The sequence below is a fragment of the Micromonospora sp. DT41 genome (genome assembly GCF_049841715.1).
Lineage (GTDB): Bacteria > Actinomycetota > Actinomycetes > Mycobacteriales > Micromonosporaceae > Micromonospora > Micromonospora profundi.
This window is the reverse complement of the sequence record NZ_JBNCKU010000009.1, coordinates 158,204-176,335: the sequence shown is the minus strand read 5'-3', so window position 1 is coordinate 176,335 and position 18,132 is coordinate 158,204. Positions and strand designations below refer to the sequence as shown.

Sequence of the window (18,132 nt, the reverse complement as noted above, 5' to 3'; positions counted from 1 at the left end):
CGTCCTCCTAGCTGACCGGGCGGCCCCGCCAGGTCAGGCGGTGTCGCTTTCGCAGATGGTACGACCGCAGGGTCAGCCAACCGAGGACCACGACCGACACGGGGTGTGCGAGCGCGTCGGGCCACCACCGGCCACCCGTCGACCGGGCGGTGAGCACCCGCCCGGCCACCCCGAGCAGATAGCCGGCCAGGCCCACGGCGGCGACCGTCGGCGCGCCGGCCACCACGCCGGCCACCGCGACGAGCGGCGGAGCGGTGTAGAGCAGCAGCAGCATCGCCACGACGGCGGCCGCCGCGCCTGGATGCCCGAACGACGCCCACAGCGACTTCGAGTACCCGTCGCGCAGTTGCGGCCAGTCGTCGTACATCCGGCAGGTGGCCAGCCGGGAGCCGTCGGCCAGGGCGATCCGTCCACCGGACCGCTTGACCGCCCGGGCCAGCTCGACGTCCTCCAGGATCTTGTCGGCGACCGCCGCGTGCCCGCCGGCGGTGGTGTAGCCGGCCCGGTCCAGCACCAGGAACTGCCCGCCCGCGGCGGCCAGCGAGGGCCGCCGCGAGCGTTCCATCGCGCGCAGCGGCAGGAACGTCAGCCAGAGCCACTGGAGCAGGGGCTGCACCAGCCGGTCGGCCGCCGTCGCCACAACGATCCGGGGGTACGGCGACAGCAGCGTCGCGTGGGCGGCGCGCAGTTCGGTGACGGCGGCGGCCACGGCGTGCGGGGCGAGCACCACGTCGGCGTCGACGAAGACCAGCACTGTGGCCTCCGGGTCGGCCCGGGTGGCCAACTGCCAGCAGGCGTGCGGTTTACCCAGCCAGCCCGGCGGCGGGGCGACGCCGCTGAGCAGTGTGACCCTCGGGTCGTCGCCGGCCACCGCCCGGACCACGTCGGCGGTGCCGTCGGTGGACCCGTCGTCGAGGACCACGATGCGCAGCCCGGGCACGCCACGCTGGGCGAGCAGGGCGCGCAGGCACGGAGTGACCCGGGTGGCCTCGTCGCGCAGCGGCAGCAGCACCGCCACCGGCTCACCGACCTCGTCCGGCCGGTCGGTGGGCCGGCGCAGCCAGCGGGCGGCGTTGAGCCAGGTATGCCCGGTCAGTACGGCGACCACGAGCAGCAGGGCGAGCAGGACGGTCATCGGGTCGCGTCGACGCCGGGGCGGGCCGGCTGGTGGTCGTCGCCGTACGCGTCGCCGGCCCGGCGGGCGCGCAGCAGGGTCACCGCCAGCGGTACGGCGGTCACCGCCATGCCGGCCGCGCCCCAGAGCGCCGAGGCGGGCAGGTCGAGGAAGACCGCGTGGGCCAGGATGCTGGAGAAGTACGTCCACAGGTAGAGCGCGAACATCGGGTGGTCCCGCTTGTCGGTGCGCTCGGCGGCCGGCCCGGCCAGCGGGCGCAACGCGCTCATCATCAGCACCGCGAAGAGCAGCCAGCCCAGGTAGTTGCTGACCGGGATACCGGCCAGGCCGGGCAGCGCCGGGGTGGCGTTGCGCCACACCCAGTAGCCCTCGGCGACCATCTGCGGGTCGAGGAAGAGATCCCAGGCGGCCAGCCCCACAGTGGCCAGCGCGATCCGCCCCACCCACCGACCGACCGTCGCGCCACCGGTCGCCGGGGCGCTGCCGGTGGCAGTCGAGACGCTGGCCGTCGGGGTGTTGCCACCGGTCGTCGGGGCGGTGGCCGTCGGGGTGTTGCCGCCGGTCAGGCGGACCGCGGCCAGCCAGGCCGGCCAGGCCATCCAGGTCCAGGCCAGGGGGATGATCAGCGGCACCCCGGCCAGCTTGGGGCCGAGTTCACCGGAGTAGTCGTAGCTGCCGAACGGCACACCGGTGGCCACCCCGATCGCCTCGATCGCGAACCCGCCGCCGGCGGCCACCGCGACCAGCGCCGCCGCGACTCGGGGCCCGCGACTGAGCAGCGCGTGGCCGACCGAGAGCAGCCAGCCGAGCACGACGGTGGCCACTGTCAGCCCGGCCCGGGTGTCGCCGGCGGTGAGCGGATAGCAGATCTGGGCGAGCACCAGGACGCCGAGCAGCGTCCAGGAGATCCGCCTGGTCATGACGTCGGGGGCTCGAGCGGCAGGTCCCGACCGAGGACGCCGAACGGCCGCTCGTCACCGGGAAAGTGGAAGTCACGCAGCACGTCGACGAAGCCGAACCGCCGGTACAGCCGCCAGGCCCGCGAGGTCTGCTCCTCGGCCTCCGGGGTGGACAGCAGCGTGGTGTCGCCCTCGGCCATCGTGAGCAGCGCCCGCAGTTGGCCGGCACCCAGCCCGTGGCCCTGCGCCGGTGGCCGGACGTGCAACTCGACCACCTCGAAGCAGTGGGTGAGCCAGCGCTTGCGAGCCGAAGTGTCCAACGCCCGGTGCACCTGGTCGTGCCACCACTGGCCGGGGCCGCCCAGATAGCCGTAGCCGAAGCCTGCGAGGTGCCCCTCGCTGGTCAGGCTGGCCACCGCCCGGAAGCCGGGCCGGCGGACGTGGGTGGCCATGTAGCCGCGCCGGGCCTCCAGCAGGTCGGTGCGGTATCCCATCGCCTCGCCGTAGACGGCGACCACGTCGTCCAGCCGCCGGACGAGATCGTCCGGCGTCCAGCGCACCAACCTCATGCCCGTCCACCCTTCACCGTTGCAGGGTCGTCGTCGGCGACCCACCCGAGCACCGTCCGGTCGCCGACCACGTCGCGTACCTCGAATCGGGCGAAGAGCTCCTCGGCGTACCAGCCCGCGGTGGGGGTTCGCATGATCGCCGCCCGATGCTCCGGGTGACGGTACGCGAACGCCACCAGGTCCGTCGGGTCGCGCCACACACTGACAGTGCCCTGCCATCCCAGCGGCGCCTCACCGACACCGAAGCGGGCCAGCAGCCCCGGTGCGTCGCGCAGGGCGGCGGCCACCGGCGGGACGGCCCGCCAGAAGGTGGCCGCCCGGCGGGCGCGCAACCGGGCGCGGGTCAGCGCCAGCACCGGCCCGGTGACCCGGCCGCCCGGCGGATCGCCGAACGGCTGCTGGCCGGACCACTCGCCCCGACTGCTCACCGGGCGCAGGTCGACCCGGACCTGGGCGAGGGCGATCCGCGCCCAGGCACGCCCCACCGGCGAGCCGTCGAAGCCGGCCGCCTCGGCGGGGGAGTCCCACACTGTCAACGCCGCCCACCGGGTCAGGTCGGCGTCACCCGGCCCGAAGCTGGTGCCGGTCCCGGTGCCCAGCAGCTTGCCGAACCGGACGCCAGGAAGTGCCCGCAGCCGGCGCGGATCGACGGCCATCCTGGTCAGCGCCCGGGGCAACGCGCCGCTGGAGGTCCGCCACACATGCAGGGTGACCAGCTCCGGTACGACGTTCGCGTGCCCGCTGGTTCGTTCGCTCACGCCACCTCGGCCGGCGTACCGGCGGTGACCCGCAGCAGCTCGGCGTAGGTGGTCGGGAAGACCGCCTGCGGCACGCCGCCCGCGGCCCAGATCTCCGGGTACGCCGCCAGCGCCGTGTCCACGAGCGTGCGCAGTGCCTGCGGGTGCCCGAGCGGGGCGACCCCGCCGATCGGCTGCCCGGTGTGCTGCCGGACGAACTCCGGGGTGGCCCGGCGCAACCGGGTGACTCCGATCGACGCGGCCAGGCCGTTGGTGTCCACCCGGTGCGCGCCGGAGGTGAGGACGAGCAGTGGCGCGCCGTCCGCGTCGAAGATCAGCGAGTTGGCGATCTGGCCGACCTCGACGCTGAGCGCCTCGGCGGCCGCGGCGGCGGTGTGCACCGCGTCGGGCAGCAGGCGGACTGTGCTGGGTCGGCCGGCGCCGTCGAGCGCACCGGTGCCGTCGAGCGCGTCCTGCACCGCCCGTACGTTCGGGTGTGGCTGCATGTCGCCATTCTTCATGGTCCGCCTGAGAACGGCTCAGCCGGCCACGCCGAACCCCTGCGTCGCCATGCGTCGTGTCGCCCTGCCGGCGGTGTCGGTGCGGCTCACCACGCCCGATGGGTTCAGTCGGCGCGTCACACGTTGCGTTTTCGTCGGAGGGGAGGTGTACTGTCAACAGCAGTTAGAACGAGTGTTCGATTGCCTCGTACGCTCGTTCCAACCAGCCGGAGCGCGGTGTTTCGCGGCGCCAGCTCCGGGCGGTGCGGCTCCGCGGGCCGCACCTGGGTTTCCGGGCAGTCGCGAGCCCGGTCCCGACAGGCAGGAGCGTCGCCCGCCGCCCACGACCCCCGGGCGGCGGGCGACGAACCCGCCGGTACGCCGGCCGGGTGTGGTGTGGGGAAGCATCCACACCCGGCCGGCCACCCACGGTGCGTCTTCCTCCGCACCACCGACCTCGGCGTCTTTTGCCGGCGGCACCACTGCGCCGGTCGACGCCCGGCCACGTGGAGGAGACAGCCCATGCCGACCAACTCAGCTCAGGCACCGACGGTGCCGGCGCACGTGCTGCCGCACCGCACCCCCGCCCAGCTGCTCACGTTGGCCCGGCGCGGGCTTGTCGAGGCCAACCAGACCGGGCCTGACGGCCTGCGCTACGCGGCCGCCCATCTGGCCGCGCTGCGCGCGGCGGCCGCCATGCTCGCCGCCAGGGCTCGTCCCGCGCCGAGCCGGCGTAACCGGATCACCAGCGTCTGGGTCCTGCTCTGCGCCGTCGCCCCCGAGCTCGACGAGTGGGCCCGCTTCTTCGCCGCCGGGGCCAGCAAACGGGCCGCTGCCGAGGCCGGCATCCCACGGGTTGTCACCGCCCGGGAGGCCGACGACCTGCTCCGCGCCGCCGAGCAGTTCGTCACGGTGGTGGAGACCGCGCTCGGCGTGGCCCACCAGCCGGCCCTGGACGGCTTCGCCGCCTGATCCCGCCACGACGCCGGCCGTCCGGCCGCCGGGCGGTCGACGTCACGGCTGGCCGGTTCTGATCTGTTCCACAGCAACGACGGGGGGTTGGTCCGATGGCGGGCCGCATGGTGGTCGGTTCCGCTGCTCTGGCCGATCTGGTACGCCCGGCGAGCGCACCCGATCCGGTCGCCGGCCAGCAGGTGCTACCGGTGGCACCCGAGCTGACCGGCCTCCTGCCCAACCGGGGTCTGCGCCGGGGCAGCACCATCGCTGTCACCGCCGGTCAACCCCGGCGCAGCGGCGGCACCTCGCTGGTGCTGGCCCTCCTCGCCGAGGCATCCCGCGCCGGCTCGTGGTGCGCCGTGGTCGGAGTGCCGACGCTCGGCGCTGGTGCGGCAGCCGAGCTCGGTATCGCACTGGACCGGCTGGCCCTGGTGCCGAACCCGGGCCCCGAATGGGCCACAGTGGTCGCCGCGCTGATCGACGGGGTGGACGTCGTGGTCACCGCCGTACCGGCCGCTGTTTCCGCCTCGGTCGCCACCCGGCTGGCTGCCCGGGCCCGGCAGCGCGGCAGTGTGCTCGTCCCGTACGGCCGGTGGGACGGCGCGGACGTGACGTTGCAGGTGGTCCGTGGGCTCTGGGAAGGGCTCGGCCAGGGGCGGGGGCGGTTGCGTCGCCGGGAGGTCACCGTCTCGGCGCGCGGGCGCGGAGCGGCTGCACGACCCAAGGAGATCAAGGTTTGGCTCCCCGGTGACGAGCTCACCCGGGTGATTCCCCGGGCGGTGCCCTCCACCGTGGACAGACGATCGACGGTGCCCTTCGACGGACGGCCCCACCCGGTGCCGTCGTCCGGTGATCGGCCTCGTCCGGCGTCGCCGGCAGGTGACCGCTCCCGTGCCGACGCCGGTCGACCGGGCTCTCTCACCCTGGTCGGCCCGGCGTGACGGCGGTGGTCAGGTCGACCAGATGTGCTCTCACCTTGGTCGACCCGGCCGGAGGTGCGGGCTGCGTGGTCGGTCGTGTCGAGCCCCGGTCCGGAGCGTCGGCGGCGGCGCGGTTGACCGGGGTCGTGCGGGCCGGGTCCGGTCCGGGAGGCCCAGCGTGACCGGCTCGCCGATCCGGACCTTGCTGCTGTGGTGTCCGGACTGGCCGGTGCTCGCCGCCGAGATCGTCGACGGGGTGCCGGCCACGAGTCCGGTCGCCGTCCTGCACGACAACCGGGTGGTCGCCTGCTCCGAGCGGGCCCGCGCCGAGGGGGTACGTCGAGGGCTGCGCAAGCGGGAGGCGCAGGGCCGTTGCCCACAGCTCACCGTCGTGGAGTACGACCCGGGCCGGGACGCCCGGGCGTTCGAGCCGGTGGTCGCCGCCGTCGAGGAGATGGTCGCGGGTGTCGAGGTGGTTCGCCCCGGCGCCTGCGCGGTGGCCGCGCGAGGGCCGAGCCGTTACCTCGGCGGCGAGGAGGCGGCTGCCGAACGGCTCATCGAGCACGTCGCCCAGTCGTGCCTGGTGGAGAGCCAGGTGGGCATCGCCGACGGGGTGTTCGCCGCCGGGTTGGCCGCCCGCGCCGGCCGGGTGGTGCCACCGGGAGGAACGCCAGCGTTCCTGGCCGGGTTGCCGGTCGAGGCGCTGGGCCGGTCAGCGCTCGCCGACCTGCTGCGCCGGCTGGGAGTGCGGACCCTCGGTGACTTCGCCGCGCTGCCGGCCGGCGACGTGCTGGCCCGGTTCGGGTTCGACGGCGCGCTGGCCCACCGGCTCGCCGCCGGGCGGGATCATCGCCCGCTCGCCGTCCGGCAGCCGCCGACCGACCTGACGGTGACCGCCGAGCACGACGAGCCGATCGACCGGGTCGACGCGGCGGCGTTCGCCGCCCGCGCGCTGGCGGAGCGGTTGCACGACCGGCTCGCCGGGCACGGGCTGGCCTGCACCCGGCTCGGCATCGAGGCGGTCACCGCGCACGGGCAGGAACTGCACCGGGTGTGGCGGCACGACGGTCTGCTCACCGCAGCGGCCATCGCCGACCGGGTGCGCTGGCAGTTGGACGGCTGGCTTTCCGGCAGCAACGGCCGTGCCGGCGCCCGACCGGCCCGACCGACGGCTGGCATCATCCGGCTGCGGCTTGTCCCCGACGGGGTGATCGCCCAGGCTGGCCTTCAGGTCGGTCTCTGGGGGGAGACCGGCGAAGAGCGGGAACGGGCGCACCGGGCGTTGAGCCGGGTGCAGGGCATCCTCGGTCCGGAAGCAGTGGTCACCGCGGTGCTCGGCGGCGGGCGCTCCCCGACCGACCAGGTACGACTGGTGCCCTGGGGCGACGAACGGCTCCCCGACCGTCCCGGCCCACCACCGCTGCCCGACGAGCCGATCGCTACTGGTGGCCGGGTCGCGGGCGTTGGTCGGGTTGCTGGAGCCGGTCGGGCTGCTGGCGTTGGTCGGGCTGCTGGAGTCGGTCGGGCTGCTGGCCGCGGTGGGGGCGGCGTTCCGCCGTGGCCCGGTCGGCTGCCGCGGCCCTCACCGGCGGTGGTGCTGCCGAGCCCACTCGCCGCGACAGTGCATGACGCCGCTGGCGAGGCGGTGGTGATCAGCGCGCGGCTGGCGGTCAGCGCCCCGCCCGCCCGGCTGACAGTCGGCACCGGTCGGCCAGCGGAGATCGTCGGTTGGGCCGGCCCGTGGCCGGTGGACGAGCGATGGTGGGCTCCGGCCGAGGCGCGGCGGCGGGCCCGGTTCCAGGTCTGCCTGGCCGACGGCACCGCTCTGCTGCTCGCTGTCGAGGCCGGGCAGTGGCTCGTGGAGGCGATCTATGACTGAGCGTTCAGATGGGCGCCCACCTAGCCGTGATCGACTCGGCATCACGGAAATCGGGGTATCCCGCCTCTTCGGACACCCCGATTTCCATGATGCCGAGTGGATCAAGCCGGTGGGCGGCCCGGGGGCGTGCTGGTGAGCTTCCACAACCCGAAGATGCCCTGGTCGGAGCTGGAGCAGGTGCTCTCCGGCCGGTCTGGCGACGGCCGGTCTGGCGACGGCCGGTCTGGCGACGGCCGGTCTGGCGACGGCCGTTCGGGGGACGGCCGGGCGAGCCGGGGTGAGCGGCACCTGCACGTGGTGGACCCGCTCGCCGTGGACGCCGACGGCGGGGACTCCCCGGCCTGGAGTCGTCGCCGCGAGCAGTACCAGCCGCCGGAGTTGGCCCGCCCCGACGATGTGGTGCCCTACGCGGAGTTGCACGCGCACACCAACTTCAGCTTCCTGGACGGCGCCAGCCACCCCGAGGAACTGGCCGAGGAGGCGGCCCGGTTGGGGCTCACCGCGCTCGCCGTCACCGACCACGACGGCTTCTACGGCGTGGTCCGGTTCGCCGAGGCGGCCCGTACGCTGGGCCTGCCGACGATCTTCGGCGCGGAGCTCTCGCTGGGGTTGCCCGGCCCGCAGAACGGCGAGCCGGACCCGCACGGCACGCACCTGCTGGTGCTGGCGCACGGCCACGAGGGGTACGCCCGGCTGGCCACCACCATCGCCCGCGCGCATCTGCGCGGCGGGGAGAAGGGTCGCCCGGTCTACGGGGAGCTGGAGGAGGTCGCCGACGAGCTGCGCGACCACGTGCTGGTGTTGACCGGATGCCGCAAGGGACACGTGCCGGCGGCGCTGCTCAGCGAGGGCGTGGACGCGGCGGCCCGCGAGTTGGACCGGCTGACCGAGCTGTTCGGCGCGGAGACGGTGGCGGTGGAGCTGACCGACCACGGTCACCCGGTCGACGCCGATCGCAACGACGCGCTCGCCGAGTTGGCCGCCGCGGCCGGGCTGCCGACGGTGGCCAGCAACAACGTGCACTACGCCACGCCGGGCAGGCGTCGGCTGGCCACCACCGTCGCCGCCGTACGGGCCCGGCGCAGCCTGGACGAGATCGACGGGTGGCTGCCCGCTGCGGCCACCGCCCACCTGCGCAGCGGTGCGGAGATGGCGGTCCGGTTCGCCGCGTACCCGGGTGCGGTGGCGCGGGCCGCGGAGTTCGGCGCGGAGCTGGCCTTCGACCTCCAACTGGTCGCGCCACGGCTGCCGGCGTACCCGGTGCCGCCGGGGCACACCGAGATGAGCTGGTTGCGCAAGTTGACCGCCGACGGCGCGCGGGAGCGTTACGGCCCGCCGCAGGCGCACCCGGCGGCGTACGCGCAGCTCGACCACGAGCTGAACATGATCGAGGAGCTGGGCTTCCCCGGCTACTTCCTTGTGGTCTACGACATCGTCGCGTTCTGCCGTGAGCAGGACATCTACTGCCAGGGCCGGGGGTCGGCGGCCAACTCGGCGGTCTGCTACGCGCTGCGGATCACCAACGTGGACGCGGTCCGGCACCGGCTGCTGTTCGAGCGGTTCCTCGCCCCGGAGCGGGACGGCCCGCCGGACATCGACGTGGACATCGAGTCCGATCGCCGGGAGGAGGTGATCCAGCACGTCTACACCCGGTACGGCCGGGAGCACGCCGCCCAGGTCGCCAACGTCATCTCCTACCGGCCCCGGTCGGCGGTGCGGGACGTGGCGAAGGCGTTCGGGTTCTCGCCGGGGCAGCAGGACGCCTGGAGCAAGCAGATCGACAGGTGGGGCTCGGTGGCCACTGTCGACGTCGAGGGCATCCCGGAGCAGGTGGTGGAGTACGCCAACGAGTTGCAGACGTTCCCCCGGCACCTGGGCATCCACTCCGGCGGCATGGTGATCTGCGACCGGCCGGTGATCGAGGTCTGCCCTGTGGAGTGGGGGCGGATGCCCGGACGCAGCGTGTTGCAGTGGGACAAGGACGACTGCGCGGCGGTCGGCCTGGTCAAATTCGACCTGCTGGGCCTCGGCATGCTCTCCGCGCTGCACTACGGCTACGACATGATCGGGTCCAGGCTCGATCTCGGTGACATGACGCTTGACGACCCCGAGGTCTACGACATGCTCTGCCGGGCCGACTCGGTCGGGGTGTTCCAGGTGGAGAGCCGCGCTCAGATGGCCACCCTGCCCCGGCTCAAGCCCCGCGAGTTCTACGACCTGGTGGTGGAGGTGGCGCTGATCCGGCCCGGCCCGATCCAGGGCGGTTCGGTGCACCCGTTCATCAGGCGCAAGAACGGCCAGGAACCTGTGACGTTCGCGCACCCGTTGATGCGCAACGCCCTGGAGAAGACCCTTGGTGTGCCGCTGTTCCAGGAGCAGTTGATGCAGCTCGCCATCGACCTGGCGGGCTTCGACGCGGCCGAGGCCGACCAGCTGCGCCGGGCGATGGGCGCGAAGCGGTCCGTCGAGCGGATGAACCGCATCGCCGACCGGCTCTACGCCGGGATGGCCGAGCGGGGCATCACCGGCGAACTGGCCGACGACGTCTACCGCAAGCTCACCGCGTTCGCCAGCTACGGCTTCCCGGAGAGCCACGCGATGAGCTTCGCCTACCTGGTGTACGCGAGTTCCTGGCTCAAGCGCTACCACCCGGCGCCGTTTCTGGCCGCGCTGCTCAACGCCCAGCCGATGGGCTTCTACTCCCCGCAGACGCTTGTCGACGACGCCCGCCGGCACGGGGTGGAGGTCCGCCGCCCCGACATCAACGCCAGCGGGGCGTTGGCGGTGCTGGAGTCCACCCCGGACACCCGGTGGGGCAGCGGGCCGGGGGAGCCGCCGCACGCCTGGGGGTTGGGCGGTCCGGCGGTCCGGCTCGGGCTGTCCAGCGTGCGTACCCTCGGGGCTGACGTGGCCGAGCGGATCGAGGCCGAGCGGGCGGCGCACGGGCCGTACCGGGACATGCCTGATCTGGCCCGGCGGGTCGGTCTCACCGCACCGCAGCTGGAGGCCCTGGCCACCGCGGACGCCTTCGCCTGTTTCGGGCTGACCCGGCGGGAGGCGCTCTGGGCCGCCGGCGCGGCGGCCCAGGACCGGCCGGGCCGGCTGCCCGGCACGGTGACCGGCGCGGCGGCGCCCACGCTGCCCGGGATGGAGGCGGTGGACCGGCTGGTCGCCGACGTGTGGGCGACCGGGTTGTCGCCGGAGAGCCATCCGGCCCGGTTCATCAGGGGGCAGCTCGATGTGCTCGGCGCGGTGCCGATCGCCCGGCTCGGCCGGGTGGAGCCGGGCCAGCGGATCCGGGTCGGCGGCATCGTCACCCACCGGCAGCGTCCGGCCACCGCGGGCGGTGTCACGTTCCTCAACCTGGAGGACGAGACCGGGATGCTCAATGTCACCTGTTCGCCGGGGCTGTGGCAGCGCTACCGGCGGGTGGCCCGCACCAGCGCCGCGCTTGTGGTCCGGGGGCGGCTGCAACGGCACGAGGGTGTGACCAACCTGGTGGCCGACCGGCTGGACCCCATTGAGCCGCCGGTCAGCCCCGCGTCCCGTGACTTTCGCTGATCCAGTGATCCACATTACGGTTTCCGGCGACGCCGGACGGGACACTCGTGCTGAGCGGGCAGAGCGGCCCGTGATCCATGAGGAGATGAACAGTGCTGGGGAATCACGCGTACACCGGTGGAATCGCCAACTCCCGACGGACCCGGCTCGGCGCGGGTTGGATGCCGTCGCACCTCGCCGATCCTCGCGAGTACGAGGTGACGAACGGCCCGGTCGCCAACGAGCGCCGGTCCCGCGCGGAGGACGAGGCCGAGGGGGGCGAGTCCTGACCCGCTGGGCGGTCGCGTCACGATCGGCCGGACGGCTGGTTCCACATGCCATACGGCTGCGATACGACTGGACCGGGTGACTAGGCTCGACCGGGTGGAGCAGACCCGAGGCCGGTTCGCCGGGCCGCCGCTGACCCCCCGTACCGCAGTGATCTGGTCGGTGCTCCGTGCCGAACTGGACCGGCGCGGCGACGCCGAGCTGACAGTGCTGGACGTGGGCGGCGGCACCGGCGGTTTCGCCGTCCCGCTGGCAAGCGCCGGGCACCGGGTCACAGTGGTCGACGCCAGCCCCGACGCGTTGGCGGCGCTCACCCGCCGGGCCGCCGAGGCCGGCGTGGCCGACCGGATCGCCGCCGTGCAGGGCGACGGCGACGCCCTCGCGGGGCTGGTCGAGCCGGCCGGCGTCGACCTGGTGCTCTGCCACGCCGTGCTGGAGGTCGTCGACGACCCGGCGCCTGTGGTGGCCGCACTGGCCACCGCGCTGCGCCCCGGCGGCGCGGCCAGTGTGCTGGTGGCCGGCCGGGCCGCCGCCGTGCTGGGCCGCGCGATGAACGGGCACCTGGACGTCGCGGCGGCCCTGGCTGCCGACCCCGCCGGCACCGCCGGAGCGCGGGACACCTTGCGGCGACGCTACGACGCCTCGGGCGCCGCCGCGCTGCTCACCGCCGCCGGGCTCACGGTCGAGGAGATCCACGGAGTACGCGTGCTCGCCGACCTGCTGCCGGCCTCAGTCGCCGACGGGCAGCCGGCCGGTCTGGTCGAGTTGGAACTGGCGTTGGCTGCCCAGCCCCCGTACCGGGATCTGGCGGCCCAGCTGCACCTGTTCGCCCGCCGGCCCGCATGACAGCACCTCCGGCACCGCTGGCCGTTCTCGGCCCGGACCACGGCGGCGGCCGTCTGGCCGACGTGCTGCCCAGCGCTCTCGCCGTGCTGGGCGTGCCCGGCTCACCCGACCCGCTCGGGTTGGTCCCCAACCTGGCCGGGGTACGCCGGGTCGCCGTGCTGCTCGTCGACGGGCTCGGCTGGTACCAGCTGCCGACCGCCGCCCCGTACGCGCCGACCCTCGCCGGGCTTGCCGCGACGGTGGCCCGCCCGCTCATCGCCGGTTTTCCGTCCACCACCCCGACCAGCCTGGCGACGCTCGGCACCGGCGTCGCGCCCGGCGCGCACGGGGTGCTCGGCTTCACCGTGCGGCTGCCCGGCACCGACGGAGTGCTCACCCACACCGCCTGGGCTGCCGATCCGTCGCCGCTGCGCTGGCAGCCGGTGCCCACCCAGTTCGAGCGGGCACGCGCCGCCGGAGTGGCGGTGACAGTGGTGAGCCGGCCGGAGTTCGGCGGCAGCGGGTTGACAGTCGCCGCCAACCGGGGCGGTGACTTCCGGGGCGCCGCAGGTGCCGACGCGGTGGCCGCCACCATGCTGGCCGCGCTCGCCGCCGGCCCTGGGCCCACACTCGTCTCCGGCTACCACGCCGACCTGGACCGGCACGGGCACGTCAGCGGGGTCGACTCCGAGCCCTGGCGGATCGCCGCCGCCGAGGTGGACACGCTGCTCGCCCGGCTGGTCGACGGGCTGCCCCCGGACGCGGCCCTGCTGGTGACCGCCGACCACGGGCAACTCGACGTACCCGTGGCGCACCGCTTCGACCTGGACACCGACCTGCGGCTGCGCGCCGGCGTACGGGTGGTGGCCGGGGAGGCCCGGGTGCGGTACCTGCACGTCGAGCCGGGTGCGGTCGACGACGTGGTGGCCGCCTGGTCCGAGGTGCTTGGCGACGCCGCACGGGTGCGGACCCGGGACGAGGTGGTGGCCGACGGGTGGTTCGGGCCGGTGCCCGAGGATCATCTGGGCCGCATCGGCGACGTGGTGGTGATCTGCAACGACACGTACGCGGTCATGGCCACCCGGACCGAGCCGCCGATGGCGTCCCGACTGGTGGCGTACCACGGGTCGGACACCGCCGCCGAGTTGACAGTCCCGCTGCTTGTGGTGCGGGGCTGACCCGCGTGCGGTCCGGCCGGTCGGCGGCTGGTGCTGTCGTACCTCCGGGTTAACCTGCCGGGATGGGCCGCAGCCAGTCGTTGCCCCGAGGTGGCGATCCGCGCTTCGGGCCGGACGCCGACGATTCCGACAGCCCGATCCTGCACGTCGACATGGACGCCTTCTTCGCCGCCGTCGAGGTGCGTCGCCGACCCGAGCTGCGGGGTCGGCCGGTGGTGGTCGGCGGCGTCGGGCCGCGCGGCGTGGTCAGCTCGGCCAGCTACGAGGCCCGCCGCTACGGCGTGCGCAGCGCGATGCCTACCGGTCAGGCCCGCGCCCGCTGCCCGCACGCGGTCTACCTGCCCCCGGATTTCAGCGCCTACACGGCCGCCTCCCGCGCGGTCATGCAGATCTTCCGGGACGTCACCCCGCTCGTCGAGCCGCTCTCCCTCGACGAGGCATTCCTCGACGTGACAGGGGCCCGCCGGCTGTTCGGCTCACCGGCGACGATCGCCCGGCTGATCCGTCGTCGGGTCGCCGACGAGCAGGCACTGACCTGCTCGGTGGGTGTGGCGCCGACCAAGTTCGTTGCCAAGCTGGGCTCCACCCGGGCCAAACCCGACGGCCTGCTTGTCGTGCCGCCCGGGCAGGTCCTCGACTTTCTGCACCCGCTGCCTGTCGAGGCGCTGTGGGGGGTGGGGGAGCGGGCCACCGAGGCGCTGCGTCGGTTCGGCCTGGCCACCGTCGGTGACCTTGCTGAGGCACCTGCGGGCATGCTCCGCCGGGCGGTGGGCGCTGCCTCGGCGGCGCACCTGCACGAGCTGGCGTGGGGGCGTGACCCGCGTCGGGTCAGCCCCGAGCAGGTCGACAAGTCGATCGGTGCCGAGGTCACCTTCGACGTCGACGTGGCCGACCCGCTGGAGATCCGCCGTGCCCTTCTGGCGCTCAGCGCGAAGGTCGGCGTCCGGTTGCGCGGCTCCGGTCAGGTGGGCCGCACCGTGTCGCTCAAAGTGCGGTTGGCCGACTTCCGCACCGTCAGCCGATCCCGCACCCTCGGCACGGCCACCGACACCGCCCGTGAGATGTTCGACACGGTTTGGGCTCTCTACACCGCGTTGGACCCTGGCGAGCGGATTCGCCTCGTCGGTGTCCGGGTGGAAGGGCTCACCTCGGCGCAGGGCGCGCCCCGGCAGCTCACCCTCGGCGCGCCCGAGCGCGGTTGGCGGGAGGCGGAAGCTGCCGCCGACGCCGCCGCTGCCCGTTTCGGGCGGTCCGTCATAGGTCCGGCCAGTCTGTTAGGCGACCCTGACGCTCGGCAAAAGGAAAATCCCACCCACCCGTAGGTCGTCCCGCTTTCCGACGCGCGACCCCCCTCGTAGACTTGCGGGTAAGCAGCCGAACGGCTGCCACGGTCTGTCGGCCCGAGTGGGCCTGACCAACGTGACCGGGGAGGAGTGCCGTGCCGCTCTCGGAGCACGAGCAGCGGCTGTTCGAGCAGATCGAGCGGTCGCTTGCCGAGGACCCCAAATTCGCCTCGGCCGTGCGCGCCAGCGATCCGCGCTTCCACGCGCGGCGTCGCCTGCTCGTCGCTGCTGGCGTGATCATCGCTGGCTTGGCTCTACTGGTCTATGGCGCGGTGATCAAGACTCCACCGCTGGCGGTGGCGGGCTTTGTCGTCATGCTGGCGTCGGCCGCGTTCGCGGTGCAGTCGCACCGTAAGGCGCAGTCACCTGACCTGCACGTGGTGGGTGGCACGACGAGTCGTCGCCGTCCCCGCGGTGGCCGATCAGGTCGCCGGTCGTCGCTTCTGGACCGGATGGAAGACAGGTGGCGGCAGCGCCCGGAGGGCCACCGCTGAACCCGTCCCGCCGCTGAGGCGGGCCGCACACCGCGACGAGCGGGTCGCCGGAAACAGCACCGGCGACCGCCGTCGCATCGGCGCGTCCTCCGCCGGGCCGTCGCTGCGGCCGACGACGGCGCGCGGATGTGATCAGCGGATGCACGTCCAATCACCAACGCCGGGCGCAGGCCGTCCTCGTAGCGCGGGCCTTGGCTGTCCGGCGACGACCGCGCGGACCTCGCCGATCCCGCCCGGGAATCAAGACGCCAGAGCTGAATCCCGCCCACGCCTCCTGGCCGGATGCCGTCCTTCGGCCGCCTCCTCCGGCGGTGACCAAGGGCCGCAGCTGCCCGGCTTCAGCGGGCCGCGCGGTCGCTTTGGTTTCAGCAGACCGCGCGGCCAGTCGGGCTCAGCGAGCCGCGCGGTCGGCCAGGAGCCGACGCGGGCTCCAGCGCAGGAGCCGGTAGCGGGCCCTCCCGGTCAGCGCCACCAGACGCCCCGAAGTGTCCGCCATGCCGACCCGCCACCGCAGCAGGACCGACGGCGGCAGTACGGCGGCCAGCAGTCGGGTCCGCCGGTCCGCCCGGGTGGCGAGCGCGCCACGGACCGCGCGTAGCGCCGGCAGCAGCGGCTCACCGGTCAGCGGGTCCCGCGCGTAGCGGGCCCGTTCCTCCGCCCGGCCGAGCAGGCGCGCCGCCCCGACCGCCGCAGTGTCGTCGGTGAGGGTGTCCCGGATCAGCCGGTCCGCTGTCGCCCGAGGTGTCTCGGTGCGGTCGACAACGACCTTGAAGTCGACCATCGTGTCGAGCAACTCCGCCCAGGCGGCGTGCGCGTCCGCGCGGGCACGGTTGGCATCCGGGCCGACCACCACTACCCGTGCCCCGTCGGCCGGCTGGACCTCGCCGGTGGTGGTGGCCACCACCGCACCGGCCCGGGCACCTCGCCGTCGGCGCAACGCCAGCCGGCGCAGAGCCGGCACCGCCAGCAGCGCCATCAGGGCCAGCAGACCGGCCGCCCACCACGGCCACACCGGTGCCTCCTCGGCCGGCTGCTCACCGGCGAGCGAGAGCCCGGAGTCGGTGTCCCGGTCGGCGTTGTCCGGGCCAGCCGGGCCGGCGGACGGGTCAGCGCCGGACGGGGTGTCAGTGGCACCGCTCTGCGGAGTGGACGGCTCAGGCGCGTCCGTGTCCGGAGCCCAGGCCGAACGGGTCGAGCCCGGTACGCCGTACGCCGGAGTGGCGTCGAACGGCACCCAGCCGATCCCGCCGAAGTAGACCTCGGTCCAGGCATGAAGGTTGAGGTTGGTCAGCGTGTACGTGTCGCCGTCGCGCTTGCTGCCGTTGGTGAACCCGAACGCCACCCGCGCCGGGATTCCCGCCGAACGGACCAGCCAGGCCATGGCCGCCGCGTACTGCTGGCAGTAGCCGACCTTGTTGGTCAGGAAGTCGACGATGTCCTGGCCGCTGCTGCCGCTCTCGGTGCTGAGCCGGTAGCTGAACCCGTTGTCCGACGAGAAGTGCTGGTAGATCGACAGCACCCGGTCGTAGTCGGTGCGCTTGCCCTGGATCAGCCCCTTGACCAGCTCCTCCACCTCGGGCACCGGCCCGGGGGTGGCGGTGAGCTGGCGGCGTACCGGGTGGTCGGCCGCCAACGGCTGGGCGGCCCGCAGAGCGGCCGGCGTGTACGTCGACCGGATGTAGTCGAAGGAGTACTTGCGGCCCCGGGAGTTCTCCCGGTTGGAGAAGACGACCTGCTGGTTGGGGTCGTAGAGCCAGTTGCTGTTGAGGTCCTCGGTGCGCACCGGCTCGGCGTACACCGGCATGAGCGACATGTTGAGGCTCTTTGTGACCTCGACGGTCGCCCGGTAGCTGGTCTGCTGCACCCCTCGACCGGCCCGCTCGGTCGGATCCGGCAGGTCCCGGTTCGCCGGCCGGCCACTCGGATTACGGGCCTGGAAACCAGTGGGGCGCAGCTCGTCGGCGACCGCGTAGCGCAGGTAGAACGGGTTCGGCTCGGACGTGGTCACCTTTACCAGGTCGGCCACCTCGGACTGGTTGAGCTGGCCGGCGAGCGAGGCGAACAGGTCGATCCGACCCGTCGACCCTCCCGACCCCGCGCGGCCGCTGCCCGAGCCGTTGCCCGAGCCACCGAGGCTGTCGAGCAGCCCGCCGGTCATGCCGGGCACCGCCAGTGGCAGGGCCACCGCCACCACCACCCCGACCACGGCGAGCCGGCGGCCGGCAGAGGCCAGCGGCGACGCCTCCCACACGTCGACGTCGCGGCCGTCGCCGGTGAACCGGCGGCCGAACCGCCGAACCCGGTCGACGTTGTCGGTGACCAGCAGCCACAGGTACCCGGCGGCGCCGATCACGAACGGCAGCGCGGGAACGCTGTCCACGTAGACGGCGACCGGCACCGAGTAGATGGCGAGCATCGGCAGCCCCGCCAGCGCCGGCCGGCGCATACCCACGGCCAGCACGTCCACCAGCACGGCCACCCCGCCGACACCGAGCACTGTGATGAACAGCAGCGGGTCCGTGTCCGGAACTTCGACGCCGTACGAGCGCATGTCCTGCATGGAGCCGCCGAGCAGGTCGGCGAAGTGCCCGAACGTGGTCGGCGTGGGCAGGACGGCGAACAGTTCGCCACCGCTGGGGAACAGCCAGGTAAGCGCGAGCGCCAGCGCGGCCAGCATGCCGAGCACCTGACCCCAGAGGGGTGCCCGGACCAGCCGGGTCAGGGCGGCGACCCCGGCCACCACGGCGACCGCGATTGCCGACTGGATCAGCCACGTCCAGCTCTGGAAGATGGCCGACAGCGGCGCGGCGGCGAGCAACGTGGCAGCTGCCGCCACCGCACCGATGTTCCGACTGGCGATCATGAGGG

The 18,132-nt window shown here is 73.9% G+C and carries 14 protein-coding genes and 2 pseudogenes; 10 read left to right on the top strand and 6 right to left on the bottom strand.

Translation table 11 applies throughout. The features are described from left to right. Nucleotides 1–7 precede the first annotated feature (7 nt). The 5 genes from ACLQ23_RS18760 to ACLQ23_RS18740 are packed head-to-tail and all read right to left on the bottom strand — an operon-like array spanning nt 8 to nt 3,846. Nucleotides 8–1,135, bottom strand: a complete 1,128-nt coding sequence (locus ACLQ23_RS18760) for a glycosyltransferase (protein ID WP_355593061.1) — start codon at nt 1,133–1,135, stop codon at nt 8–10. Beyond that, nucleotides 1,132–2,055, bottom strand: coding sequence for a carotenoid biosynthesis protein (locus tag ACLQ23_RS18755; RefSeq protein WP_355593059.1), 924 nt, complete (start codon nt 2,053–2,055; stop codon nt 1,132–1,134). The genes ACLQ23_RS18760 and ACLQ23_RS18755 overlap by 4 nt, the downstream gene beginning before the upstream one ends. Then, nucleotides 2,052–2,603 (bottom strand): GNAT family N-acetyltransferase, encoded by a 552-nt coding sequence (locus tag ACLQ23_RS18750; RefSeq protein ID WP_355593057.1) that lies wholly within the window; start codon nt 2,601–2,603, stop codon nt 2,052–2,054. Before ACLQ23_RS18750 ends, ACLQ23_RS18755 begins: the two co-directional genes overlap by 4 nt. Next, nucleotides 2,600–3,361 carry a monooxygenase gene (locus ACLQ23_RS18745; RefSeq protein ID WP_355593055.1) on the bottom strand — a complete coding sequence of 254 codons (762 nt, stop codon included), beginning with the start codon at nt 3,359–3,361 and terminating at the stop codon, nt 2,600–2,602. Before ACLQ23_RS18745 ends, ACLQ23_RS18750 begins: the two co-directional genes overlap by 4 nt. Next, nucleotides 3,358–3,846 carry a YbaK/EbsC family protein gene (locus ACLQ23_RS18740; protein WP_355593053.1) on the bottom strand — a complete coding sequence of 163 codons (489 nt, stop codon included), beginning with the start codon at nt 3,844–3,846 and terminating at the stop codon, nt 3,358–3,360. Before ACLQ23_RS18740 ends, ACLQ23_RS18745 begins: the two co-directional genes overlap by 4 nt. Before the next feature lie 516 nt (nt 3,847–4,362). Between ACLQ23_RS18740 and ACLQ23_RS18735 the strand changes: the two genes are divergently transcribed. The 10 genes and pseudogenes from ACLQ23_RS18735 to ACLQ23_RS18690 all read left to right on the top strand — a co-directional run bounded on the left by ACLQ23_RS18735 (nt 4,363) and on the right by ACLQ23_RS18690 (nt 15,264). Continuing rightward, on the top strand, nt 4,363–4,812 hold the full coding sequence (locus ACLQ23_RS18735; RefSeq protein ID WP_355593051.1) for an SAV_6107 family HEPN domain-containing protein: 450 nt from the start codon (nt 4,363–4,365) through the stop codon (nt 4,810–4,812). A gap of 95 nt (nt 4,813–4,907) precedes the next feature. After that, the gene (locus ACLQ23_RS18730) at nt 4,908–5,738 is read left to right on the top strand and encodes a hypothetical protein (protein ID WP_355593049.1); all 831 of its coding nucleotides are present in this window, start codon (nt 4,908–4,910) and stop codon (nt 5,736–5,738) included. A 172-nt stretch (nt 5,739–5,910) separates the two neighbouring features. Then, nucleotides 5,911–7,137: pseudogene (locus ACLQ23_RS18725) on the top strand (DNA polymerase Y family protein); the annotation flags it as partial. Nucleotides 7,138–7,263: 126 nt separating this feature from the next. Next, a pseudogene (locus ACLQ23_RS18720) lies at nt 7,264–7,596 on the top strand (DNA polymerase Y family protein); the annotation flags it as partial. A gap of 132 nt (nt 7,597–7,728) precedes the next feature. Beyond that, nucleotides 7,729–11,157 carry an error-prone DNA polymerase gene (locus ACLQ23_RS18715; protein ID WP_355593211.1) on the top strand — a complete coding sequence of 1,143 codons (3,429 nt, stop codon included), beginning with the start codon at nt 7,729–7,731 and terminating at the stop codon, nt 11,155–11,157. Between the two features lie 92 nt (nt 11,158–11,249). Next, nucleotides 11,250–11,426, top strand: a complete 177-nt coding sequence (locus ACLQ23_RS18710) for a hypothetical protein (protein ID WP_167943283.1) — start codon at nt 11,250–11,252, stop codon at nt 11,424–11,426. Nucleotides 11,427–11,502: 76 nt separating this feature from the next. Next, complete coding sequence (locus ACLQ23_RS18705; RefSeq protein ID WP_355593045.1) at nt 11,503–12,270, top strand: methyltransferase domain-containing protein; 768 nt, start codon at nt 11,503–11,505, stop codon at nt 12,268–12,270. Next, nucleotides 12,267–13,427, top strand: coding sequence for an alkaline phosphatase family protein (locus tag ACLQ23_RS18700; protein ID WP_355593043.1), 1,161 nt, complete (start codon nt 12,267–12,269; stop codon nt 13,425–13,427). Before ACLQ23_RS18705 ends, ACLQ23_RS18700 begins: the two co-directional genes overlap by 4 nt. A gap of 62 nt (nt 13,428–13,489) precedes the next feature. Beyond that, nucleotides 13,490–14,749, top strand: coding sequence for a DNA polymerase IV (locus ACLQ23_RS18695; protein ID WP_425735506.1), 1,260 nt, complete (start codon nt 13,490–13,492; stop codon nt 14,747–14,749). 116 nt (nt 14,750–14,865) lie between these two features. Next, nucleotides 14,866–15,264: a DUF3040 domain-containing protein gene (locus ACLQ23_RS18690; RefSeq protein WP_355593039.1), complete on the top strand. Its 399-nt coding sequence runs from the start codon at nt 14,866–14,868 to the stop codon at nt 15,262–15,264. Between the two features lie 391 nt (nt 15,265–15,655). Here ACLQ23_RS18690 and ACLQ23_RS18685 read toward each other — a convergent pair whose 3' ends face one another. Then, a complete protein-coding gene (locus ACLQ23_RS18685; protein WP_425735507.1) occupies nt 15,656–18,127 on the bottom strand; it encodes a transglutaminaseTgpA domain-containing protein in 2,472 nt (823 codons plus the stop codon). Nucleotides 18,128–18,132 lie beyond the last annotated feature (5 nt).